This window comes from Chimaeribacter californicus (assembly GCF_002858675.1).
GTDB classification, from domain to species: domain Bacteria; phylum Pseudomonadota; class Gammaproteobacteria; order Enterobacterales; family Enterobacteriaceae; genus Chimaeribacter; species Chimaeribacter californicus.
On the sequence record NZ_PJZF01000003.1, the window covers coordinates 1 to 23772 of the forward strand.

At 59.8% G+C, this 23772-nt stretch carries 19 protein-coding genes; 11 read left to right on the forward strand and 8 right to left on the reverse strand.

Annotated elements, in window-relative coordinates:
* Nucleotides 1–1033: 1033 nt before the first annotated feature.
* The 4 genes from CYR55_RS04845 (at nucleotide 1034) to CYR55_RS04860 (ending at nucleotide 5946) form a co-directional block, all read left to right on the forward strand.
* Nucleotides 1034–1555 (forward strand): sugar dehydrogenase complex small subunit, encoded by a 522-nt coding sequence (locus CYR55_RS04845; RefSeq protein ID WP_101815033.1) that lies wholly within the window; start codon nucleotides 1034–1036, stop codon nucleotides 1553–1555.
* 8 nt (nucleotides 1556–1563) lie between these two features.
* Nucleotides 1564–3165 (forward strand): GMC family oxidoreductase, encoded by a 1602-nt coding sequence (locus CYR55_RS04850; protein ID WP_101815034.1) that lies wholly within the window; start codon nucleotides 1564–1566, stop codon nucleotides 3163–3165.
* A 10-nt stretch (nucleotides 3166–3175) separates the two neighbouring features.
* Nucleotides 3176–4573 (forward strand): c-type cytochrome, encoded by a 1398-nt coding sequence (locus CYR55_RS04855; protein WP_101815035.1) that lies wholly within the window; start codon nucleotides 3176–3178, stop codon nucleotides 4571–4573.
* Between the two features lie 92 nt (nucleotides 4574–4665).
* Nucleotides 4666–5946: a DUF445 domain-containing protein gene (locus CYR55_RS04860; RefSeq protein WP_101815036.1), complete on the forward strand. Its 1281-nt coding sequence runs from the start codon at nucleotides 4666–4668 to the stop codon at nucleotides 5944–5946.
* A 34-nt stretch (nucleotides 5947–5980) separates the two neighbouring features.
* Here CYR55_RS04860 and CYR55_RS04865 read toward each other — a convergent pair whose 3' ends face one another.
* The 3 genes from CYR55_RS04865 to CYR55_RS04875 form a co-directional block, all read right to left on the reverse strand.
* On the reverse strand, nucleotides 5981–6373 hold the full coding sequence (locus CYR55_RS04865) for a VOC family protein (protein WP_101815037.1): 393 nt from the start codon (nucleotides 6371–6373) through the stop codon (nucleotides 5981–5983).
* 72 nt (nucleotides 6374–6445) lie between these two features.
* Entirely contained in the window at nucleotides 6446–7543 is a 1098-nt protein-coding gene (locus CYR55_RS04870; RefSeq protein WP_101815038.1) for a glycerol dehydrogenase, read from the reverse strand.
* A gap of 403 nt (nucleotides 7544–7946) precedes the next feature.
* Entirely contained in the window at nucleotides 7947–9599 is a 1653-nt protein-coding gene (locus CYR55_RS04875; RefSeq protein ID WP_101815039.1) for a glucan biosynthesis protein D, read from the reverse strand.
* Between the two features lie 547 nt (nucleotides 9600–10146).
* Between CYR55_RS04875 and CYR55_RS04880 the strand changes: the two genes are divergently transcribed.
* Nucleotides 10147–10728 carry a flavin reductase family protein gene (locus tag CYR55_RS04880; protein WP_101815040.1) on the forward strand — a complete coding sequence of 194 codons (582 nt, stop codon included), beginning with the start codon at nucleotides 10147–10149 and terminating at the stop codon, nucleotides 10726–10728.
* Nucleotides 10729–10774: 46 nt separating this feature from the next.
* On the forward strand, nucleotides 10775–12163 hold the full coding sequence (locus tag CYR55_RS04885) for a CoA transferase (RefSeq protein WP_101815041.1): 1389 nt from the start codon (nucleotides 10775–10777) through the stop codon (nucleotides 12161–12163).
* A gap of 18 nt (nucleotides 12164–12181) precedes the next feature.
* Here CYR55_RS04885 and CYR55_RS04890 read toward each other — a convergent pair whose 3' ends face one another.
* Complete coding sequence (locus CYR55_RS04890) at nucleotides 12182–13036, reverse strand: AraC family transcriptional regulator (RefSeq protein WP_101815042.1); 855 nt, start codon at nucleotides 13034–13036, stop codon at nucleotides 12182–12184.
* A 319-nt stretch (nucleotides 13037–13355) separates the two neighbouring features.
* Between CYR55_RS04890 and CYR55_RS04895 the strand changes: the two genes are divergently transcribed.
* The 3 genes from CYR55_RS04895 to CYR55_RS04905 all read left to right on the forward strand — a co-directional run bounded on the left by CYR55_RS04895 (nucleotide 13356) and on the right by CYR55_RS04905 (nucleotide 17767).
* The gene (locus CYR55_RS04895; protein ID WP_101815043.1) at nucleotides 13356–15206 is read left to right on the forward strand and encodes a DUF2264 domain-containing protein; all 1851 of its coding nucleotides are present in this window, start codon (nucleotides 13356–13358) and stop codon (nucleotides 15204–15206) included.
* Between the two features lie 73 nt (nucleotides 15207–15279).
* A complete protein-coding gene (locus CYR55_RS04900; protein WP_101815044.1) occupies nucleotides 15280–16566 on the forward strand; it encodes an oligosaccharide MFS transporter in 1287 nt (428 codons plus the stop codon).
* A gap of 28 nt (nucleotides 16567–16594) precedes the next feature.
* On the forward strand, nucleotides 16595–17767 hold the full coding sequence (locus tag CYR55_RS04905) for a glycoside hydrolase family 88 protein (protein ID WP_101815045.1): 1173 nt from the start codon (nucleotides 16595–16597) through the stop codon (nucleotides 17765–17767).
* Nucleotides 17768–17806: 39 nt separating this feature from the next.
* Here the strand turns inward: CYR55_RS04905 and CYR55_RS04910 are convergent, their stop codons facing one another.
* Nucleotides 17807–18520, reverse strand: a complete 714-nt coding sequence (locus tag CYR55_RS04910; RefSeq protein WP_101815046.1) for a GNAT family N-acetyltransferase — start codon at nucleotides 18518–18520, stop codon at nucleotides 17807–17809.
* An 833-nt stretch (nucleotides 18521–19353) separates the two neighbouring features.
* Here CYR55_RS04910 and rcsA point away from each other — a divergent pair.
* Together rcsA and CYR55_RS04920 are read left to right on the forward strand one after the other, a co-directional pair.
* Nucleotides 19354–19986, forward strand: a complete 633-nt coding sequence (rcsA, locus tag CYR55_RS04915) for a transcriptional regulator RcsA (protein WP_101815047.1) — start codon at nucleotides 19354–19356, stop codon at nucleotides 19984–19986.
* 501 nt (nucleotides 19987–20487) lie between these two features.
* Nucleotides 20488–22206 carry a methyl-accepting chemotaxis protein gene (locus CYR55_RS04920; protein ID WP_101815048.1) on the forward strand — a complete coding sequence of 573 codons (1719 nt, stop codon included), beginning with the start codon at nucleotides 20488–20490 and terminating at the stop codon, nucleotides 22204–22206.
* Nucleotides 22207–22253: 47 nt separating this feature from the next.
* Here the strand turns inward: CYR55_RS04920 and dsrB are convergent, their stop codons facing one another.
* The 3 genes from dsrB to CYR55_RS04935 all read right to left on the reverse strand — a co-directional run bounded on the left by dsrB (nucleotide 22254) and on the right by CYR55_RS04935 (nucleotide 23737).
* Nucleotides 22254–22445: a protein DsrB gene (gene dsrB, locus CYR55_RS04925; protein WP_101815049.1), complete on the reverse strand. Its 192-nt coding sequence runs from the start codon at nucleotides 22443–22445 to the stop codon at nucleotides 22254–22256.
* 400 nt (nucleotides 22446–22845) lie between these two features.
* On the reverse strand, nucleotides 22846–23055 hold the full coding sequence (gene cspE, locus CYR55_RS04930; protein WP_072928349.1) for a transcription antiterminator/RNA stability regulator CspE: 210 nt from the start codon (nucleotides 23053–23055) through the stop codon (nucleotides 22846–22848).
* Between the two features lie 340 nt (nucleotides 23056–23395).
* Nucleotides 23396–23737, reverse strand: coding sequence for a hypothetical protein (locus CYR55_RS04935; protein ID WP_101815294.1), 342 nt, complete (start codon nucleotides 23735–23737; stop codon nucleotides 23396–23398).
* Nucleotides 23738–23772 lie beyond the last annotated feature (35 nt).

The following is a 23772-nucleotide window of genomic DNA, read 5'->3' on the forward strand; positions in this document are numbered from 1 at the left end:
GGGGTGAGTGGGGTGATTGGGGTGATTAGGGTGATTGGGGTGATTGGGGTGATTGGGGTGATTGGGGGAATGTTTCGGTTGTTTATGTGCCGTTGTCTACCCTGATTGCTGAGCCTCAACCGAGCAGGGCGCGCCAGTGCGCTCGCCCTGCACCCGCGCACTTTCGGTGCCCTGGCTGAATCATTGCCCGCGTAGCGGGTGCCCTCATTTCGCCTTCGGGCCTTCCGGGCCGGTACAGACACGCTCCCAGCGTGGCTGTACCTCTCGCACACATCCTTGTGTGCTCGCCCGGCCCTGCGGCTCCACTCGGCAATGATTTTTACGCCCCCACCAGACTGCAAATTCTTAAGTATGTAAGGAAAAGGTAGGGGCGGATTTTCGCACATGTGATGTGCTCACCCGGCCCTGCGGCTCCGCTCGGCAATGATTTTTACGCCCCCACCAGTCTACAAATTCTTAAGTATGTAAGGAAAAAGTAGAGGAGGTTTTGGGCTATTCTGCCCGCTCGCCCGGCCCTGCGGCTCCATTCGGCAATGATTTTTACGCCCCCACCAGACTGCAACTCCTTGGGTATGTAAGGAAAAAGTAGAGGGAGTTTCTCTTTGCTGAAGGTACATTGACACTTACTCTTCCGCTCCACTCGGCAATGATGTTTACACCTTTCTCTGACTGTTTTTACCCCTTTCCCTGATGGCTGCTTTTTGCCGTTCGCCGCTGTTCCCGCCATAAAGCCTGCGTTTTCCCTGCTTTTATCAGGCTTTCTCCGCATGTAAAGCCATAAACCTGTCATACCAATATGAAAATGATTGTTGTGACTCTTAATTTTATTGTGAATTTAGTCACACAATTTGTTTCAATATTGTAAAGATTTCGCCGTTTTTTGTATGACTAAACCGGTTTCTAAGCGGTAGACTGCGCAGAGTTATTATACCAATAGGTTGGGATGCAGCGCCTGTCGTGCCCGCTGCGCACCCGGCTTGAAAAGACCCTGTGCCTGAGGCGCTTTTCACTTCACCAGAGAAGGTTTAGAAACATGAAGGACGTTGTTCCGACCCGCCAGGTATCGCGGCGGATGTTCATTGGCGGGGCGCTGGCGGCGCTGTCGGTGCCGCTGGCCAGCTCCCTGCTGACCGGCAATGCCCTGGCGGCGCCCTCCCCCGTTTTGATGCAGGCAAAAGCCGATTTTATCCGCTTGTCACACCTGCTGACGGGCCACCCGTCACTGGATGCATCCATGGCCGAACGCCTCTATCAGCATATGCTGACCCTCTACCCAGACTTCACCCAACAGGTGCGGGCGCTGGCGCAGTTCGTTGATGCCAACTCCCCTGGCGCGGATACCCTCCATCCGGCGCTGCTGCAACAACAACCGGCACTGGCCCCCCTCCCGGCCGCCATCCTCACCGCCTGGTATCTCGGCGTGGTCGGCACCGGCAAACAAGCCGTCTGCCTGGCCTATGAAAACGCCCTGATGAACCAGGCCGTGCGTGACCACCTCACCCCTCCGAGCTATGCCTACGGCGCCTACGGCACCTGGGCGACAAAACCCCAATAAGGCAACCTATGGCTGATAAACTCTCTGCGGACGTCGTGGTCATCGGGTCCGGCATCTGTGGCTCGCTGGTGGCGCACCGGCTGGCAAAACAAGGCATCTCGGTCATCATCCTCGAATCCGGCCCCCGGGTCGATCGCGGCACCATTACCGCCAACTTCCGTAATTCACCGCGCAAAAAAGATTTCATGTCCCCCTATCCGTTCTCACCCTGGTCGCCGCACCCGGTCTACAAACCGGACGATAACGGCTACCTGGTGCAGGCCGGGCCGCACCCCTACCCGGCGGAGTATATCCGTATGGTCGGCGGCACCAGCTGGCACTGGGCCGCGCAGGCCTGGCGCCTGATGCCCAATGACTTCGACATCAAAACCCGTTACGGCGTCGGCCGCGACTGGCCGATCGCCTATGAAGACCTCGAGCCGTTCTATTATGAGGCCGAAGTGAAAATGGGTGTCTCCGGCGCACCCAATAACGGATCGCCGCGATCCAAACCCTTCCCGATGCCGCCGGTGGCGGAATCCTACCTGCAACAGCGCTTCCGCGAGCGGCTGGCACCGGAAGGTTACGAGGTGATCGTCAACACCACCGCGCGCAACAGCCGCAACTACGATGGCCGCCCGGCCTGCTGCGGCAATAACAACTGCATGCCGATCTGCCCGATTGATGCCCAATACCACGGCGGCATCGCGGCGAACGCCGCCGAAGAGGCCGGGGCGACGCTTATCGCCAATGCGGTGGTCTACCGGCTGGAACATGATGACAAAGGGCGCATCGTGGCAGCCCACTACTACGATCCGGACAAACGCAGCACCCGCGTCACGGCAAAAAACTTCGTGCTGGCCGCCAACGGCATCGAAAGCCCGAAACTGCTGCTGCTCTCCGCCAGTGACACATACCCCAACGGGCTGGCCAACAGCTCCGGCACCGTCGGCCGCCACCTGATGGACCACCCCAGCAACTCCCTGACCTTCTACACCGATGAGCCGCTGTGGCCGGGGCGCGGGCCGATGAGCCCGGCGTCGATCAACAGCCTGCGTGACGGGGACTTCCGCCGCGAGCATGCGCCGTTCCGCATCGACATCTCGAACGCCTCGGCGGTGCAGTCGGTGACGGAGAGCCTGATCTCGGAAGGGGTGTACGGCATCGACCTGGACCGCCAGATCAACTACCGCGCCGCGCATCAGGTGAGCCTGAAAAACGTGATGGAGCAGTTGCCGGACTATAACAACCGCATCATCCTCAGCGACCGCAAAGATGCGCTCGGCATCCCGACCCCGGCGGCGATCTACCAACTGGATGACTACATTGAGCGCGGTATGCAACGTTCCCTGGAAGAGTACACCCGCATCGCCAGGATCATGGGCGGCACCGGCCTGCGCTTCAGCAAACCCGGCGTCTACAGCAACAACCAGCACATCACCGGCACCCTGAGCATGGGACACGATCCGCATGACTCGGTGGTGGACAGCTTCGGCCGTAGCCACGACCACGAAAACCTGTTCATCGCCAGCACCGGCGTGATGCCGACCTCGGCAACCGTGAACTCCACACTGACTGCGGTGGCGCTGGCGTTACGCACCGCTGACCACCTCGCGAAGACCGCCCTGTAAGGAGGCATGGATGACCCGATTTATTTCCCGCGCCCCGGTGCGGCGGCTGACGCGTCTGGCGCTGTTGCTAGGCGGCCTGCTGGCGGCCGGTGCGGCAGCAGCCGACACCCCGGCAGAGGCGCTGATCAAACAGGGCGAATATGTGGCGACGGCCGGTGACTGTGTGGCCTGCCACTCGGCGGCGGGCGGCAAGCCCTTTGCCGGTGGGCTGGCGATCGCGACCCCGCTCGGCACTATTTTCTCCAGCAACATTACGCCGTCGAAAAGCCACGGCATCGGTGATTACAGCTACGCGCAGTTTGAGCGCGCGGTGCGCGGCGGCGTGCGTGCTGACGGTGCCCACCTCTACCCGGCGATGCCCTATACCGCCTATGCCGGGATCAGTGACGAGGATATGCACGCGCTCTACGCCTACTTTATGCAGGGCGTCGCACCGGTGGATCAGGATGCACCGCGCACCGCGCTGCCCTTCCCGTTCAACATCCGGCTGTCGATGGCCGCCTGGAACCTGCTGTTCCTGGACAAACACCCCTACAAACCGGCTGCCGCTGCCAACGCGGAGGTGAACCGGGGTGCCTATCTGGCGGAGACACTGACCCACTGCTCCACCTGCCATACGCCGCGTAATGCGCTGATGGCGGAAGAGAAAGGCAGCAACCTGGGGGGCAGTTCGCTCGGCACTTGGTTTGCGCCCAACATCACCTCCGACGCGCAAAGCGGCATCGGCGCGTGGCAGGTGGATGAACTGGCCCACTACCTGAAAACCGGCGTTGCCCCCGGCAAGGCACAGGCGGCCGGGCCAATGGCAGAAGCGATTGACCACAGCCTGAGCCACCTCAGCGATGCGGATCTGCATGCCATTGCCGTCTGGCTGAAACAGACCCCGCCGGTGCATGACGCACAGGACACGCGCGCCGCGCACCAGTGGGGCGAGGCGGCAACCGGCGTTGATGCGCTACGCGGTGAGGCGCGCCCGGCCAACCCGGATGCCCTGAGCGGCCCGCAACTGTATGACGCCTACTGCGCCAGTTGCCACCGGCCGGATGGCCGCGGCACGCCGGATGGCGGGCTGCCGCCTCTGCTGCATAACACCGCGCTGGGGCGCAACAACAGCGATAACCTGGTGATGGCGATCCTGCGCGGCGTGCAGCGTGAACCGGCGGCACAGGCGGTTAACATGCCGGCCTTCGCACCGCTGCTCTCCGATACGCAGGTCACCACCCTCAGCAATTATCTGCTGACGCAGTTCGGCAACCCGCAGATGCAGGTGACGCCGGAACGGGTCGCCCAGTTGCGTGCCGGGGGCACGCCGTCGCCGCTGCTGGCGGTGGCGCGCTACGGCATGGCCGCCGGTGGGGTGATCGTGCTGCTGCTCCTGCTGTGGGGGTGGCGTCGCCGCCAACGCTGACCGGATATTCGCGGGGCCATTTTTGGCCCCGCTCTTTTTTATGCGCCGGGAAAATTTTGCCCTCCGGTAAAAAATGATCCTAAACTGTTCTTATGGATAAAGAAAAAGAACTCAAACGCAGTAAGCGCAATGCCCTGCTGCTGTTGCTGGCGGCGGCGGCCGTCTTCCTCATTACCCTGTTCCTGCCGCGCAATCTCTGGGTTGACGGCATCAAGGCCGTGTCAGAAGCCGCGATGGTGGGCGCACTGGCGGACTGGTTCGCGGTGGTGGCCCTGTTCCGCCGGGTGCCGTTGCCGTTGATTGGTGCCCATACCGCGGTCATCCCGCGCAATAAAAACAAAATTGCCGATAACCTGGCGCTGTTTGTGCAGGAAAAATTCCTGGATGCCAACTCGCTGGTCGGGCTGATCCGTAAATATGACCCGGCCACTATGCTTGCCGACTGGCTGAATAACCCGGCCAATACCGAACGGATGGCGCGTTACCTGGTGCGGGTGCTGCGCGGCCTGTTTGAAATGACCGACGACGTGCGCATCCAGCGCTTCCTGAAAAAAGCGCTGTTTACCCTGATCGACAAAATCGACCTGACGGCCTCTGTCTCCACCCTGCTGGAAAGCATGACCAAAGAGGGGCGGCATCAGGAATTGCTCGACAGCGCCGTGACCCAACTGATCCGCACGCTGCAACAGCCCACCACCCGGGCCACCCTGTCACGCCAGATTGTGCGTTGGGTGAAACGCGAACACCCGATCAAAGAAAAAATCCTGCCCACCAGCTGGCTGGGCGAACATGGCGCTGACATGATTGCCGATGCGGTGGGCACCATTCTGGATGAAATCAGCGCGGATCGCGGCCACGCGCTGCGGGTGCGCTTTGATATGGCGGTGGAAAGTTTCATTGAGCGGCTGAAACACGACCCGTCGATGGCGCTGAAAGCCGAAGAGATCAAAAGTTACCTGAAACATGACGAAACGCTGAACACCTACGTTAAAGCGCTGTGGGGCGACCTGCGGGAGTGGATGCGTAACGATCTGGACAAACCCGATTCGCTGCTCCAGCAAAAAATGCGTGATGCCGGGCGCTGGCTGGGCGAGACGCTGGCCCAGGATGCCACCCTGCGCGGCACGCTGAACCGCCAGCTTGAACAGGCCGCCGGGCGCATGGCCCCTGACTTCGCCGCCTTCCTGACCCAGCACATCAGCGATACGGTGAAAAGCTGGGATGAGGCGGAGATGTCACACCAGATTGAGCTGAACATCGGGAAAGACCTGCAATTTATCCGTATCAACGGCACCCTTGTGGGGGCATCTATCGGTTTACTGCTCTACCTCTTCTCACTGCTGCCGCTGGTGGTGCCGCGCCTGTTGCAGTGATCGTTGCTGTCCGCTCGTCCCTATGCGATTGTCCCTATTCCGGCGTGTGGCAACAGACGCAGAGTTTGTTGCCCTCCGGGCAGCGGAAATAGGCACCGTAGTAGTCCGGGTGATAATGCGGCCGTAACCCCGGCTCGCCTTCATCCTGCGCGCCCTGGGCTAACGCCAGGGCATAGACCTCATCCACCTGCGCCCGGCTGTTGGCCAGGAGTGCCGTCATCTGCCCGTTACCGGGTGAGGCCGGTTCACCATTGTGTGGGCGGCTTACCACCAGCAACGGCCGCGCGACCCCCGCCTGCTGCCACGCCGCGCACTGCGCCTGCTCATCACAAAATTTCAGTTGCAGACCGAGTACCGGTAACAGCCGGTTATAGAACTGAAAAGCACGCGTGAAGTCATTCACACCGAGATAAAGATGGGAAAACATGCCGGCTCCTGATGCACGATATCAGTAATGCATGAGGCCGGGCGGCAGAGTGCCGCCCGGCCGGGAAACGGCTTACTTCACCGTTTTACTGAAGGTGTCCACCGCCAGAATCGCGTGGGCCACATCTTCGGCGGAGAGGTGCGGGTTGAGGTTTTTCAGTGTGTCGCCGTCGCTGCCGGCCAACGCCCCGACCTTGACCAGATTCTCAAAGGTCTCGTTCTCCAGGTGCATTTCTGCCAGCGTGGTCGGCATCTTAATGGCGCGGTAGAAACGCACATAACGCGCGATCTCCTCATCCGGGCGCTGCTCCAGTACCATCTGGGTCAGGGTGCCGTAGGCCACTTTCTCCCCGTGCGTCAGGTGGTGAATGTCCCCCTGGATCGCGGTGAAGCCGTTATGGATGGCGTGCGCCCCGGCCAGCCCAGCATTCTCAAAGCCCAGCCCGGAGAGCAGTGTGTTGGCTTCCACCACCGCCTCAACGGCCGGGGTCACCAGTTTCTGCTCCACCGCCTTGTAGGCGCTGTAACCGTAGGTCAGCAGCGTTTTCTCACAGGCTTCGGCAATCGCCATCCCGGCGATGGTCGGGTCGCCGTCTACCATCGATTTGCTGTGGGAGCGCTTCACCGCCTGCGCCTCAACGTAAGTCGCCAGCCCGTCCGCGATGCCGGAGGCAAACAGGCGCGCCGGGGCCTGCGCACAAACGGCGGTATCCACCAGCACCAGATCCGGGTTTTTGTCATAGAAGCGGTAGCTGTCAAATACCCCTTCATCGGTGTAGATCACGGACAAGGCGCTGCACGGCGCATCCGTGGAGGCCACGGTCGGCACAATCGCTACCGGCTGGTGCAGCTCGTCCGCCACCGCTTTGGCGGTGTCCAGGGTCTTCCCGCCGCCCAGCCCGACCACCACCGTGGTGCCGCCCTGTTTTGCCGCACCCGCCAGCCGGGAAATTTCATTGCTGGAGGCTTCGCCATTAAAGCGTTCAAACTGGTAACGGAGGTCCGCCTCACGCAGCGCCGCTTCCACCCGCTCGCCGATAATGCCCCAGACGATATCATCGGCAATCAGCAGCGCATTATTGCCGAGCGCAGGCAGGTAACGCCCCAGCTCATCAATTATGCCGCTGCCCTGAACATATTTCCGTGGTGATGAGAAGACAAATTTACTCATGGTTTTCACCTCTTAATAGCGTCATTAGCCGGCCCGGATACATCAGGCCGGGAAGATTACCGTCGTTACCGGAATAGCCTGCCAGAGGCATACACGATATATGTGAATTTAGTGTTAATGCTTAACATTAAATTCACACAAACCTGGCCGTAGGCTGCTGATATTTCCGGCACCTGATAAAGCGTAGAGCATCATGCGCCGCCCTGCCGCCGCGTGGTAGCAGAAACCGCATGATTTGCAAAGGAAATCGCAAACCTCGCTGCAACGGCATGATAACGAAAATAAGAGGTTACGGATTTCAGCGACGCGGGGAAATAGGCATTGGCGGCGCAAACCGGGTTAATGCGCAGGCAATAAAAAGCCCGCAATAGCGGGCTTTTGGGTCGCAGGACAAGGCGGGAAATTAACGCATCTGACGGTCGTCAATATATTTGCGTTTATCGGCCGGCGGCGGGAAATATTGGTAGAGCCAGGTTTCGCTCAGCGTGGTCTCATGGGAGCGCAGGAACATGCGCATCTCCACCGGGTCGGCTTTGTCGCTGTCCGGGAACCAGTCAAACAGGATGCGGTAGCCGTTGATCGGATCGACATACAAAATCTCAATATTGTTCACCCGGCCGGACGAGACGTTGATCACCGGCTCGATGCCCTTGTCGGCGTAGGCTTTCAGCTCACCGTTGACGAAGTCCACCGCGAAGCGGCGCGCCCAGACCGTGGGGTAATTTTCCCCCGGTGCCCACCCTTCCGGGAAGGCACCCATGCCGCTGCGGGTCGCTTTGATGTTCGCCAGTGGGCTTTTCACCGGTGCCTCAGACGCCCAGTAGAGACGGTAAGCGTAGCTGTGCGACTGACCGGCACGCAGCGGCTGCTCCGGCTGCCAGAAGCAGACAATGTTGTCCAGCGTCTCCCCGGTGGTCGGGATCTCCATCAGGTTGATGGCCCCTTTGCCCCACTTGCCGATCGGCTCGACCCACAGGCTCGGCCGCTTGTTGTACCAGCCGATCACGTCCTGGTAATCATCAAAGTCATGGTTGGTTTGCAGTAACCCGAAGCCCTGCGGGCTGTCGTCTGCATAGGCGTTGAATTGCAGGCGCTGCGGATTGTTGAGCGGGCGGCAGATCCATTCGCCGTTACCGCGCCACATCGCCAGGCGGTCGGAGTCATGGATCTGCGGGTGGATGGTGTCACACATCCGGCGCTCGTTGGTGCCGCAGCTGAACATGGTAGTCATCGGCGCGATGCCGAGCTGTTTGATGTCTTTGCGCGCGTGGAGGTGCTTTTCAATCTCCATCACCACCCGCTCTTTCTCACAACGGATGATAAAGCGGTACGCCCCGGTGGCGCTGGGGCTGTCGAGCAGCGCATAGACCGTGAAGGTGGTGTCTTCCGGCTTCGGCGTGTCAAACCAGAAGGCGGTGAAGTCCGGGAACTCTTCGGGCTGGTCGGTGAAGGTATCAATCGCCAGGCCACGGGCAGAAAGCCCGTACTGGTAGGTGTCATCCACCGCACGGAAATAGCTCGCGCCGAGGAACGAGACCACGTCACGCCGCGTCAGCTCCGGGGCTTTGTTGACCTTGAACCCGGCAAAGCCGAGGTTGTCCCGCCCTTCCAGCTGTTTGGTGTCAACGCCGGCGTCGTTGTAGTTAAACAGTTCCGGGCGGAAGTGGATCTCACGCGCCTGCTTTTTGGCGGCATCCACCGAATAGACACGCACCCGGCGTTTAAAGCCCATGCCGACATGGAACAGCTCCACATCCAGCTGGCGGCCTGCGCCGTTGCCGTTCCACAGTGAGTGGTCGTGGTCATACTGGATTTTGTTGTACGCCTGCGGGGTCAGCCCGGCCAGCGTCGGCGGCAAGGCAGCCGGTGCGCCGCCGTACGGGGTGGCGGCCAGTTCGCGGGCCATGGTTTGCAGGGTGGAGAAGTCGAACGGGGTAACGTCGCCGTCGGCCACGTCGGCGGCTGCCGCAGAACGGCTGAATAGTGACGACATCACCGGGGTACCGCAGTAGGCGGCGAACGCCAGTGACGCTTTAAGAAATGCTCTTCTTTCCATGCCTGAGGAAGTTCCTGTGCTGGGCAAAGTGTCAGTCCGGGCGTCCTGGCCGCAACAACGGGGTGCGGCAAAAAGGGCCACGCCGGGGCTCGAAAATTTACGACATCAAGGGCGACGAAAAATTCATGGCGTGAATACGGCAATACCCAACAATCACAGCCCGTTACGCCCCGCCTGGGGCAGCGGGAAACGCACGCCACGCCGCAGTGTATGCGGGCTGCGGGCGCGCCGCAATATGTTGCCGGGCAGTTGCGGAAAAGTTCGGCGCCGGGGGGCGTTTAAGAACTTTCTGTATCCCTCACGGCATGGGTGTGGTTGAAAATGCAGCAAATTTTCCCCGCCCCCGCCGCCGGTTATCCCTGTTTCACGCGCTGTTATGCCGCTGCCACACGCGTTACCCCGCGGCTGCCACGGGCATGCGGTAGCAATAAAAAGTATGTTGTAACTACCTGCAATGATAACGGCCACTGACTTCGCACGCTTACCTTGCCACTGACGGCGGCAGATGTTTTACAGTAAGGCTTCTTTTCACTGACCGGGAATCACTATGTCCTTTTTTCAACCCGTACTGCCGGAACACGCCAGCCGCTTGCTGAACCACGGCCCGACTATCCTGATCACCAGCCGCAGCCGTGACGGCGGGCAGCGCAACGTGATGACGGCCGCCTGGTCCACGCCGGTGGAATTCACCCCGGCACGCATCGCGATTGTGGTGGACAAAAGCACCCTGAGCCGCACGCTGATTGAGGAGAGCGGCGTGTTCGGCATCTGCGTGCCTACCGCCGCATTTATAGACACCGCCTACGCCGTCGGCAGCGTGTCAGGGCGCGAGGAGGAGAAGTTCTCCCGTTTCCGGATTGCGGCGCAGGCCGGGGCGCAGACCGGCGTGCCGCTGATCGAGGCCGGCTGTGCGGCCTGGCTGGAGTGCCGCCTGCTGCCAGAAGCCGGGGCGCAGGAGAAGTACGACACCTGTTTTGGCGAAGTGCTGTCAGCCGCCGCGGATACGCGGGTTTTCAACAGCGGGCGCTGGCACTTCACCCTGGAAAACCGCGCGCTGCATTCTATCCACCACCTCGGCGGCGGCCAGTTCGTGCTGAGCGGCGAGGCGGTGCAGGCTAAGCCACTGTAATCCGGCAGGGTGTATATACTTGAAGAAACCTTTTCCGGAGAACGCTATGCCTGAGAATCTGACGTCCACCTTGCTGGAGACACTGTGGCACCAACTCGCCCCGCAGGGGGCGGCTGCCCCGGTCCATTTCACCGGCGAGGGGCGCTACCCGTCGCTGTTTCCGGTGAGTGAACTGGCGCAGGCGGCGTTTGGCGTGATGGGCCGGGCGCTGTCGGCGCTGCTGGCGGAACGCCACGGCACGCCGGCCCCGGTACACATTGACCGGCGGCTCGCCTCGCTCTGGTTCGGCACCACGCTGCTGCCGCACGGCTGGGCGCTGCCCGCCGCCTGGGACGCACTGGCCGGTGACTACCCCACCGCAGACGGCTGGATCCGGCTGCATACCAACGCCCCGCACCATCGCCGGGTGGTGGAGGCGCTGCTGGGCGCGGCGGCAGACCGTGCGGCGCTGGCCCCCCGGGTGGCCGCCTGCCGCAAGGCGGAACTGGAAGCGGAGATTGTCGCGGCCGGGGGCTGTGCCGCCCAGATGATGACGGAGGCTGAGTGGCAACAACACCCGCAGGGGCAGGCGGTGGCGCAAAGCCCGCTTTTTTTGTGGCAGCCGCAGGCGGCGGAGGCCGCCCGGCCGCACTGGTCACTGCCGCGTGCGCGGCCGCTGAAGGGCATCCGGGTACTGGATTTGACGCGCATCATCGCCGGGCCGGCCGCCACGCGTGTGCTGGCCGGGTTGGGCGCGGAGGTGCTGCGCATCGATCCGCCCGGCTGGGAGGAGCCGTCCATGGAGCCGGAGGTGACCGCCGGGAAACGCTGTGCACGCCTCGACCTGCATAACCCGCAGGATCGCACCACCTTTGAGCAGTTGCTGGCCGGGGCGGATGTGCTGGTGCATGGCTACCGCGCCGGGGCACTGGAGAAGCTGGGCTATGGCGAGACACAGCGGCAGGCGCTCAGCCCGGGGCTGGTGGATGTCTGCCTGAATGCTTACGGCTGGCACGGCCCGTGGCGCGAACGGCGCGGCTTTGACAGCCTGGTGCAGATGAGTTGCGGCATTGCCGCCAGCGGTATGGAGAGCCTGCAGGCACCTGCCCCACGGCCGCTGCCGGTGCAGGCGCTCGACCACGCCACCGGCTGCCTGATGGCGGCGGCGGTGCTGCATGGGCTGGCAGAAAGGCTGCGGCACGGGCGCGGGTGCAGTGTGCGGCTGTCGCTGGCGCGAACGGCACAAGAGTTGGCCGCCCACCGCTACCCGGCCTTTTTAGCCGGCGAAACCCTGCCGCCCGCCACGCGCCACGATTGCCGCGACACGCTGGAGCTGACGGCCTGGGGCGGGGCCTTCCGGCTGCGTGCGCCGCTCACCCTCGACGGCACCGCGATGCTCTGGCACTCGCCCGCCGGGCCGCTCGGCCATGGCCTGCCGGCGTGGTCTGCGCGCTGACAGGGCCTGTATGCTGCATCAGCCCGGGTCAGGGTGGCAGCTGGTTTTGCGGTATTGCAGCGGCGTCTGGCCGATCAGTTTTTTGAAGCTGGTAATAAAGTAAGGCGTATCGGCAAAGCCGCTTTTCTGCCCAATCTGCTCAATGGTGAGATCGGTGCCGCGCAGCAGTTCACAGGCGCACTTGACGCGCCGGGTCACCAGGTATTCCTGGATCGAGCCGCCGGTCTCCTGGCTGAACACCCGCGAGGTGTAGCTGCGTGACAGCCCCACCGCCTGCGCCAGCCGCTCCAGCGAGAATTTGCAGTCGTAGTTCTCTTCGATCCAGTTCATGACTTTGGTGGCAGTGGTGTGCGGGAAGTTATGGTGGTGCACCCCCTGCTCCGGCATAAAGGCCATCAGTTGCAGCACCAGCACCGTGATGTCTTCCAGCTGGTGCGTGCCGTGGCGGCAGAGGGTGTTGAAATTCTCCAGCAGGAAATCCAGGTGATCGCTGTGTTCGCTCAGGTCGTAGATGCGCGCCAGGCTTTGGGTGTCGCAGAGCTGGCGGAAAATCGCCCGGCGTTTCGGGAAGGGTTGCAGGGCGGTGTCCAGCACCACGTTTTCAATATGGAGCGTGGTGCGCTCATAGGGGTTTGACGGCCCCTGCTCCACATAAACCTTATGTAATTTGAACGGCGGGAAAATGAACATCCGGCCGGGGCGCAGGGTGTATTGCTGGTTATCGACAATCACGATGCCGTACCCGCGCATCACAAACAGGATTTCAAGGCACTGGTGCCAGTGGTAATAATTGGCGCTGGTGGTGCTCATCCGGTTAAAGGAGATAAATCGCTCATTCAGTGCAATACGTTCCAGAAAATCGTTATCCGCCATAAACAGGCTCCTGACTCGGGTTTTATTATTGTTGAGGACATTTTTTTCCCTGTATGGCGAAGACAACAAAATTAAATTTTTTAGCATTTTTTTATAATTTAAGCCGGGTTACGGCCAGATAATCAACTGACATTTAAAATACGCGCGCATTTTGTGAGCTGCCTAACAATTGGCGGCTTTTCCCTGCCTGTATTATCCGCCCAGCCGTTCAGCCGTAAAAAAAATAAAGTGCTTACAAGGTTAGCCTATTTTCTGACCTTTTATTCCCGACTATTCCGATTATTCCCGTTAACCCGATCCGCCGGATCAGGAGGCCCCGATGCACCCTGAATATACCCCTTCCCCTGTTTCGCCCGCTGTTGGCGATCTCACTACCCGGCCACAGATGCAGGCGGCGCTGAATAGCTTGCTCGGGGCAGTCGCGCCCTATTGCCGAGCCGGGGAGAGCGGCATTCCGCTCGGCCATTTCACCGCCCATTACGGCCCCAAAATAGCGGAAATGGAGGCGCTGGCGCGGATGCTGTGGGGGCTGTTCCCGCTGCTGGCAGGCGACGGGCACAGTGACCCGTTGCCCTTTTTTATTGAGGCGATCGCCCACGGCACCGATCCCTCACACCCCCACTACTGGGGAGACGTGCAGGCGTATGACCAGCGCTGCGTGGAGATGGCGGTGTTCGGCATCGGGCTGGCGCTGCTGCCGCAGCGCTGGCGGCAATGGTTCAGTGAGGCGCAGCAGCAGGCGATGTTTACCTGGCTGAACCAGAGCGCGGCGGCGGAAATCCCGGATAACAACTGGCACTATTTCCCGATTCTGGTGCAGGTGGGGTTCCACCGCGCCGGGCTGCCGTTCGACCGCGCGGCGGTTGAGCGCCATTTCGCCTGCATGGAGCACTACTACCTCGGCGACGGCTGGTATTCCGACGGGCCGGGCCGCCCGCGCGATTACTACATCTCGATGGGGTTCCACTTTTATGGCCTGCTCTACGCCACCCTGATGGCGGAGGAAGACCCGGCGCGCGCCCGCTGTTTGCGTGAGCGTGCCATGGCGTTTGGGCAGGATTTCATCTACCAGTTTGCCGCCGACGGTTCCGCCATTCCGTTTGGCCGCAGCCTGACCTACCGCTTTGCCGAGGCGGCTTTCTGGAGCGCGGTGGCCTTCTCCGGCCTGCCGCTGTTTTCGCCCGGCGTGGTGAAGGGGCTGGTGCTGCGCCACCTGCGCCACTGGCTGCAACAGCCGATTTTCGATCGCGACGGCGTGCTGAGCGTGGGCTACCACTACCCGAACCTGATCATGGCCGAGGATTACAACGCGCCCGGCTCCCCCTACTGGGCGCTGAAGCTCTTTCTGGTGCTGGCGCTGCCGGAAGAAGGCGACTTCTGGCAGGCAGAGGCATTGCCGCTGCCGCGCCTCGACCGGCAACGCGCCCTGCCGCACGCCGGGCAACTGATTGTGCGGGATGCGCAGGATGACCACCTGTTCCTGCTGACCGCCGGGCAACTGGAGCTGAATAACTTCGTCAACAGCGGCCCGAAATACACCAAGTTTGCTTACTCCAACCGTTTTGGCTTCTGCGTGGAGCGCGGCCGCTACGGGCTGCCGCACGCCGCCGGGGATTCGATGCTGCTGCTGGCGGAACAGGATGAGTACTGGCGCGGGCGGCGCGACTGCCGGGAGGTGGAAACGCGCGACGACCTGATTTTCAGCCGCTGGCTGCCGTGGCACGACGTGGAGGTGGCGACCTGGCTGATCCCGGCCGGCGAAGGCCATGTGCGGCTGCACCGGATCGCCACCGCGCGCACGCTGACCAGCGCCGAGGGCGGCTTCGCGGTGGTGTCTGACGCGCAGACCGCGATCCGCACCGGCGCACAGGGCCGCCGCTGTGACGCCATCGCGCGCAACGGCACCAGCGTGATCCAGTGCCTGTACGCCACCGTACCCCGGCAGGCGGACTGGGTGCGCACGCCGCCCAACAGCAACCTGATGTTTGCCGATACGGCGGCAATCCCGGTGCTGAAGGCCCTGTTGCCGCCCGGTGAACACTGGCTGGGCTGTTGGGTAGCCGCCTCGCCGCAGGCCGCCATCGCGGACGCCGAAGTGCCGCAATGGACGCTCGCAGAGGGCACGCTGACGCTGCTGTTTGACGGCCACACGCAGCGGATCCGCCTCTGATCGCGTTCGCTGTTTTCGCCTGACGGCGGCCTGTCGCCGCCAGGCCCCCCTGACCCTACGCAGGAGAACCACCATGGAAACACCGTTAACCGGCTCCGTCCCGGCCGCGGCAAAAACGGCTTACTACAAGATGAGCAGTTTCATTTTCCTCTACTTCTTTACCTGGTCCGCCAGCTTTGGCCTCTATGCGCTGTGGCTCAGCCAGAAAGTGGGGCTGGACAGCGTCACCATCGGCACGGTGTTCGCCGTGAACGGGGTGTTCGCCGTGGTGATGAAGCCGGTCTACGGCTACATCATGGACAAGATCGGCATGAGCAAACGCCTGCTGTATGTGGTGATCCTGATCTCCGCGCTGATGGCGCCGTTCTTCGCCGGGGTTTACCAGCCGCTGCTGCTGTCGCACCCGATGGCGGGCATCATGCTGGGGGCGCTCTACCTCAGCCTTGGCTGGTACGCCGGGGTCGCCGCCTCTGAATCCTACGCTGACCGCTTCAGCCGCCTCTATGGGCTGGAGTTCGGCCAGATCCGCATGTGGGGGTCACTCGGCTGGGCCATGGCCGCCGCGCTCTCCGGCGTGCTGTTCAATATCTCCCCGCTGCTGAATTTCTGCCTGAGCAGCGCCACCTCGCTCATCATGCTGGCGGTGCTGCTCAGCCTGAAGATCGGCGAGCAGGAGCTGAAGAACAATTCGGTGATCTCCGACGAGAAGATCGTGTTTGCGGATGTGGTTCTGCTGCTGAAAAACCGCAAATTCTGGATGTTCAGCCTCTACGTAGCGGGCGTGGCCTGGATGATGTTTATCGCGGAACAGCAATTCCCGCGCTATTTCGTCTCTTTCTTTGAGACGCAGCAGCAAGGAAACGCGATGTACGGCTACCTGAGCACCGCCCAGTCGGGGCTGGAGTTCCTGATGATGATGGCGCTGCCGTGGCTGGTGAACCACTTTGGGGCCAAGAAAGGGATGCTGCTCACCGGCGTGGTGGTGGGGCTGCGGCTGATCGCCTCTGGGCTGGTGCACGACCCGCTGATGATTTCACTCATCAAGCCGTTTTACGGGCTGGAGATTTCACTGCTGCTGATCTCGGTGTTCAAGTACATCGCGGAGCACTTCCCGAAACGGGTCAACGCCACCATGTACCTGCTCGGCTACCAGGCGATGATTTATGTCGGGTCGGTGGTGGTCGCGCCCCCGGCCGGTTACCTCTATGACCGTATCGGCTTTGACCGCACCTACCTGCTGATGGGATCGGTGGCGCTGCTGTTTACCCTGATCTCCGCCTTTACGCTCTCCGCCTGCCGCGCTGCCCGCACCGCGACGCCGCCCGTGCCGGCGGTGGATCTCACTCGCCTGAAACCCTGACTGATTCTTCACTGACAAGGAGTACGCCATGAGCCACCCCCCTTTTGTTGCCCGTCCCCAGCCGGACCGCGCCGCGCTGGCTGCCCGGCTGGAGCAGGCCTGGGCCACGGTGCTGACCCGCATTGATGCCGGGATGGCCGCCTTCGGCGACCGTTTTCCGTCGGAGACCTGCACCGACGGCCATTATCAGCCGCGTGACAACGTGGAATGGACACCCGCCTTCTGGAGCGGGCAGCTCTGGCTCGCCTGGCAGCACAGCGGCAATGCCGCTTACCGCGCGCTGGCTGAGCGGCATGTGGTCAGTTTTGGCCGGCGGATCGCGCAGCGGATCGACACTGCGACCCACGATCTCGGCTTCCTTTATACCCTCTCCTGCGTCTCTGCCTGGCAGCTGACCGGCGACCGTGCCGCACGCGGCATCGCCCTGCTGGCCGCCGAGGCGCTGCTGGAACGGTTTAACCCGCAGGCCGGGATCATTCAGGCGTGGGGGGATCTCAACGATCCGGCACAGCGCGGGCGGATGATCATCGACTGTAACCTGAACCTGCCGCTGCTCTACTGGGCGAGCGCGCAGACCGGCGATGCCCGCTTCGCCGACGCCGCCCGCACCCATGTAAACCAGGCGGCGCGCTATCTGGTGCGGCCGGACAGCTCGACCTACCATACCTTTTATATGGACACGGTGACCGGCGAGCCGCGTTTCGGCAATACCCACCAGGGTTACGCCGATGATTCCTGCTGGGCGCGCGGGCAGGCGTGGGGCATCCTCGGTTTTATGCTGAGCTGGCGCTATACCGGTGACGCAGACATGGTGCGGCTGGCGCAGCGGCTGGCGGACTACTTCCTGCTGCGCCTGCCGAAGGATGGCGTCTGCCATTGGGACCTGGCGCTGCTCGGCACCGGTGCCCTGCGGGACAGCTCCGCCGCGGCGATTGCGGTATGCGGGCTGCTGGAACTCTCCGCCGCCCTGCCCGCCGCCGGCCTTGATCGCGGGCGTTATGAAGCCGCCGCGCTGCATATTATGGAGTCCCTGACGCGGGATTACCTGGCCGCGCCGCACGAGGCGGGCACCGGGCTGCTGAAGCATTCGGTCTACCATCTGGCGGATAATAAAGGGGTGGATGAGTGTTGCAGCTGGGGGGACTACTTCTATATAGAGGCGCTGACCCGGCTGACCGGCATCTGGCAGCCTTACTGGTAAGGGTAAAGCCGGGGCGCGGCAGTGCGCCCCGGCCTCCCCTCAGGCCGGTTTCTGCGGCATGAAATCCTGCAAACGGCGGCGCTGTTGGCCCGTTTCATCAAAGTTACCGGCGGCCAGCCAGCCGGTGAGCGCCTGCCGGGCCGCCGGCCAGTCGCGATCCAGCAGCGCAAACCAGTCTGTGTCACGGTTACGCCCTTTGGTCACCAGCGCCTGATGGAAGCGCCCCTCATACCGGAAACCATACCGCAGGGCCGCCGCCCGCGAGGGGGCATTCAGGCTGTCACATTTCCATTCACAGCGCCGGTAGCCCAGTTCATCAAACAGGTAGCGCAGCATCAGGAAAATCGCCTCGGTGCCGGCGCGCTGCCGCTGCATCCGGGGCGACCAGTTAATCCAGCCCAGCTCCGCCACGCCGTGTGTGGGGTCGACGCGCAAAAACGCGGCGGTGCCGAGCGCCTCGCCGGTGGTTTTATCAATCACCGCCAGGTGTAAGTCATCACCACCGGCCAGGGAGGCCACCAACAGCCGGAACGCATGGAGATCAGCCGGGCGCTCAACCGGCAGGTAAGTCCACCCTTCGGTATGCGGCACACTGTAATAGGCATCAAACAACGGCTGGGTGTGGCGCTCCGCTTCCAGCGGCTCCAGGCGGCAATAGTCGCCGGGTAAAGTAATACGCGCCGGGCGCGGCCGGGCAGACCAGGAGGGCAGATCTTCCCCCACGGGTTGGCCGAAATGATTAATGTCAGGCATAGGTATCACCCTTATAAAGGTCGTTCACCCTCCCCCCCTGATGAAAAAACGGCGGCGCGGGCAACACAGGCTGAAAAGAGGATGTTTGATTTTTGTTATGGAAATTCTGAGGTTACATAACAAAATTTGAGCAACCGGTTAACGATAGCACAGGCTATATAAAATGAAATAGTGCAGTATGATTTCACCAATAGTTCAGCAAAACAGATTATTCATCAGCCTAAAATGCTTTTACTTCACAATTCAGGATAAAAACCGTACGGCATCGCTGTAAAATGCGTTACAAAAAGGACTTGCATACGTGATTTAAGTTTCAATTGTGTTACTAATTTGTGCATTAGCTGATCTTTTTTGAAGTACTTATCATTTCCACCCGTGATTAATTACTATAAGTTATTGTTTTAATTTAGGAAAAATCCAGGGGGTTTGTACGAAAAATAGACTTAAGACAAATTCTGATAATTAGTCAATCAGGATGCTGTAATAGATGAATTATTTTAATCTATCCCTCAAACGCCGGTTCATTGTCTATGCCGGCTTCTTTCAGACATCAAGCCCGCCAGCGCCGCCCTTTCTCTCGTTATCCCTACCTGAAAGGAGGTACCTGATGCTTTTTTCCTCCTCAGAACCCGGTTTACCGGCTGCCACTGACTTAAGGCAAATTTATAGTTAGTGTTGAATCAGCGGCTTAGTCTGAAATTATCATTGAACTGATGATAGGTTTGTTGGTAGAACATAGACCAACGTGATGTATCTGATCTATTTTCTCGTCTTCAGGATTTTTCTTACTGTAATTTCACGGTTAAAAACGGATTTAATTGAGGGGTTCTCTTATGCCGACGATCATTATGGATTCATGCAGCTATACACGCCTGGGTCTGACCGATTACCTGACCAGTAATGGCGTCAGAAAGAAACATATAAATGCCATTAACGACCTTGAAAGCCTTCAGGAACGATGCAGCAAATTAAATCCCAATGTTGTGTTTATTAATGAAGATTGCTTTATTCACGAGGCTAACGCAAAAGAACGCATTAAACGTATTATCATGCAGCACCCGGATACGTTATTCCTTATTTTTATGGCGATCACCAATATCCATTTTGAAGAGTATCTCTTTGTTCGCAAGAACGTGATTATCTCTTCAAAAGCGATTAAGCCGCAGACCCTGAACGAGCTGCTGAAAGGCTACCTGGAGAAGACCAGCCACGCGGCAGAACAGCGCCCAAAGATCGATGTGACGCCGGTAACGCTGAGCCAGACCGAGTCTAACATGCTGCGCATGTGGATGTCCGGGGAAGGCACCATCCAGATCTCTGACAAGATGCAAATCAAGGCGAAAACGGTCTCGTCACATAAAGGCAATATTAAACGTAAAATTAAAACGCATAATAAACAGGTTATTTATCATGTGGTGCGTCTGACTGACACCCTGACCAGCGGGATTTATGTCAACACCCGGTAATCCGTTTTATATCCTGAAGTTTTGAGTCCGCGCTAAATAAGCTATTGTCATTTTTAATTACTGCGGTAATTAAAAATGAGTAAATTCCCCAGTTACTTTTTTTGCGCTTTTACCCTACCAGGTTTGTGCCCGGTGGGGTTTTTTAATGCCTTGTTTTCCCTCTGCCCCGGTGGCCTGCGCTTTTTTTATTTTACCGGGCAGTAAAGCTCAATAAAATTTACGCCCGTACCGTTATTTTATTTCACCTGAAATGGCCGGTTTTATTTCAATTTCACCGCTCTTTTAAGAATCCTCTCATTTCACCCCGCAGAATTTTTCACTGCCTGCCGGGGCGCATGAATGCTGGCTTTAAGGCACTTTCCCCCTTTCTCACCGGCAGCGGTGCGGCAACATTACCGTGGTTAAAGCTTTGATTTCTGCTGCCGATAACAGGCTCGCATGCCCTTTCTGTGCGATTTGCCTGCACAGGGTTATTTTCATACCTTGCAATGAGTCACTATTATGAATGCCTCTTCACACGCTGAAGGTTCCTTACCGACCGGGGTGATCGGAAACACCCGTCTGGTTACGTTGTTTATTGTGATGTTGAGCAGCATCCTGCTGCTGTTTGCCGTCTCTATCGGGGCGTCCAGCTATTTCCTCAAAGAGAGCAATGATGCGCTGGTCAGCAATAACCAGGAGATCGCCACGCGAAAAGCGCTGACTGACAGTGCCAACCACCTGAGCACCGCCCGCCTGCTGATGATTCAGGCCGCGTTTGCCGCACGCATCAATGACACCCCGCAATCCCTGGCTGATATCACGGCGGCGAAAGCGATCATTAATCAATCCCAGACGTCGTTTGACCACTTTATTGTCAACAGCAAACGCAGTGAGTCCGGCACCGATTTCAACGCGGAGCTGAAACAAGCGTACAGCGCCTATCGCGATCAGGGCATTACGCCGATGATGGCGGCCACAGAAACGGGGCGGTTTGAGGATGTGCTGGCGCTGGAGTCCACGACGCTCAGCAAACTGGAGGCCGCTTACCGCAAGCCGGTGTCTGAATCCTCCGCGTTCCGTACCGCACAGGCCAATGAGATCAATGAGCACGCCCGTGCCAATGCCGGCCTCGGCTACCTGATGATGGCGCTGGCCTTTGCGGCGGCGCTGGGGTTGTCCCTGCTGACTTACCTTGTGCTGCGCCGCGCCGTGATCGCCCCGCTGCTGATGCTGGTAAACCGCATCCGCCAGATTGCCGCCGGCGACCTGACCCTCGCCGCGATGCGCCCCGGCCGCAATGAGATTGGCGTGCTGGCAACGAATCTGGATCTGATGCAGCACGCACTGGCTGAGACCGTGTCTGCCGTGCGTGAAGGCGCGGAGTCGATCCACCAGGGATCGGCAGAGATCGCCTCCGGTAACACCGATCTTTCCGCCCGTACCGAGCAGCAGGCGGCTTCGCTGGAGCAGACCGCCGCCAGCATGGAGCAACTCACCGCCACGGTGAAACAGAACTCTGAAAACGCTCACCACGCCAGCCAGCTGGCGGCCAACGCCTCTAATAAAGCGCGCCAGGGCGGTACGCTGGTGGGTGACGTGGTCAGCACCATGGAGAGCATCTCCAAAAGCTCCGGCAAGATTGCGGAGATCACCACCGTCATCAACAGCATCGCCTTCCAGACCAACATCCTGGCGCTTAATGCGGCCGTTGAAGCGGCACGTGCCGGTGAACAGGGGCGCGGGTTTGCGGTGGTCGCCAGCGAAGTGCGTAATCTGGCACAACGCAGCGCGGATGCGGCGAAAGAGATTGAGTCGCTGATTGAAGAATCCGTGACGCTGGTGGGTGAAGGGGCCGGGCTGGTGGCCAACGCCGGTGACACCATGCGCGAGATTGTGTCAGCGGTGACCAATGTGACGGACATCATGGGCGAGATTGCCTCAGCCTCTGATGAGCAGAGCCGCGGCATTTCGCAGGTGAGCCAGGCGGTGTCAGAAATGGACAGCGTCACCCAGCAGAACGCCTCGCTGGTGCAGGAGGCGTCGGCTGCCGCGGCCTCGCTGGAGGCGCAGGCTGCCCGCCTGACGCAGTCTGTGGCGGTATTCCGGCTGAACGACCGCCAGAGTGCAGCCCCTGCCCGCCCGGCTGCCACAGTGAACAGCCCCCGCACGCCGCTGCCTGTCAGTGCCGCCGGCGCACGCACCGGCCGGGTGAATGACAGCGACTGGGAAACCTTCTGACGTAAAAAAGGGCAGCTGCGGCTGCCCTGATCATTCTGCGGACGCAATTACGCGTTGCGGGGTTCAACAAAGGTGCCGTCCAGGCTGTCAACCTCATTGAAGAACCAGATGCCGGTGGGGTAGTCCTCCAGTTGCACCAGATACATGATCCCTTCGTTAAATTGTTCCACCGCCAGAATAACGCCTTCCCGGCGTGGGCCGCCGTCTGTTTTTACCGTCACCAAATCATTTACTTTCATGGCGTTGCCTCGCGTATTTACGTACTGAAAAGCGCACTGAAAAGAATGCAGGCACACAGGCTACCACAGAGTGGCCGGGGGTGTCTTCAGCCGTATATTTTCACAATCTTAACACTTCCCCGCGGGAATTCTGCCAGGGATTTCGTCTAGACTAGCCCAGTACTACCCCCCAAAGTAGTAGCTTCAAAAAACGATGTAACAAGGAACTTTGCCCGCTCACCGCGGGCTTTTTTTTGCGTGTTTTCCGCGGGCCCGGGCGCATGTTTACTGGACGTACAAAAACAAAAAACCCGCCGAAGCGGGTGACTATTCTCTTAAAACAAAAAACCCGCCGAGGCGGGTTTTTGGAATCTCTTTGACAGCGCGCGTGCCTGTTACAGCCTGCTGCGCAGCAGGGAGATTAGATAGCGGTAACGTTAGCCGCTGACGGACCTTTAGCACCGTTCTCGATGGAGAACTGTACGTTCTGGCCTTCAGCCAGGGTCTTGAAGCCGGTGTCCTGGATGGCAGAGAAGTGAACGAACACGTCTTTGCTGCCGTCAGCCGGAGTAATGAAGCCAAAGCCTTTAGACTCGTTGAACCACTTAACCTGACCTTTCATCATAGTCATGATAAATTCCTTAATATTAAAAATGTGACGCCGAAGGCGATATATAGCCGGCTTTCAGCCATTACTTATGAGGCACTCAAAAGGAAATTCGTCACAGAAGGGCTATCAACGATAACGCTTGGATTGAAACTTCTTTACTCAGGATGTCGTGCATAAATAGGTCTGTACCACAGGCCGGAGAGCATTTACTCATAGCGGGGATGTAATAGCAACTCTTTTTATGACTTGCAGTGATGATTGCCGCGTTTTTCATCACCGGGAACCCCCCTTCCTTTCCCGTCAAACACAGCAGGGGCGCGGCCCCGGCGGGTGTCGCGCCCCTGATTTTCCCTGCCCGTTTTTACGGTAAAATTTCGGATACCGCATGCCGGACATACGCGGTGATCTGCGCCAGGTCGTCCGGTTTTGCATGGTCGCCGCCAATCTGCCGCACTTTTTCATCCAGCTGGGCGATGTCCTGCTCGACTTTATTGGCGATCTGCACCTGGACAATCTTATCCACTGAGGCGATCAACGCCCGCAACACCGCTTTAATGGCGAACGTTTCACAGAACGAATCGTAAGTCTGACCATTTACCGTGGGAGGGCGGGATGCCGGGCGGGGCGCAAGCACTTTCAGGTTTTCCACATGTTCAATAATAAGATCGATATCTTTGAGTAACTGATCTAACTCTTTTGCCACTTTTTTTCCTTCGCCCCCGAAAACCGGGAAGAATA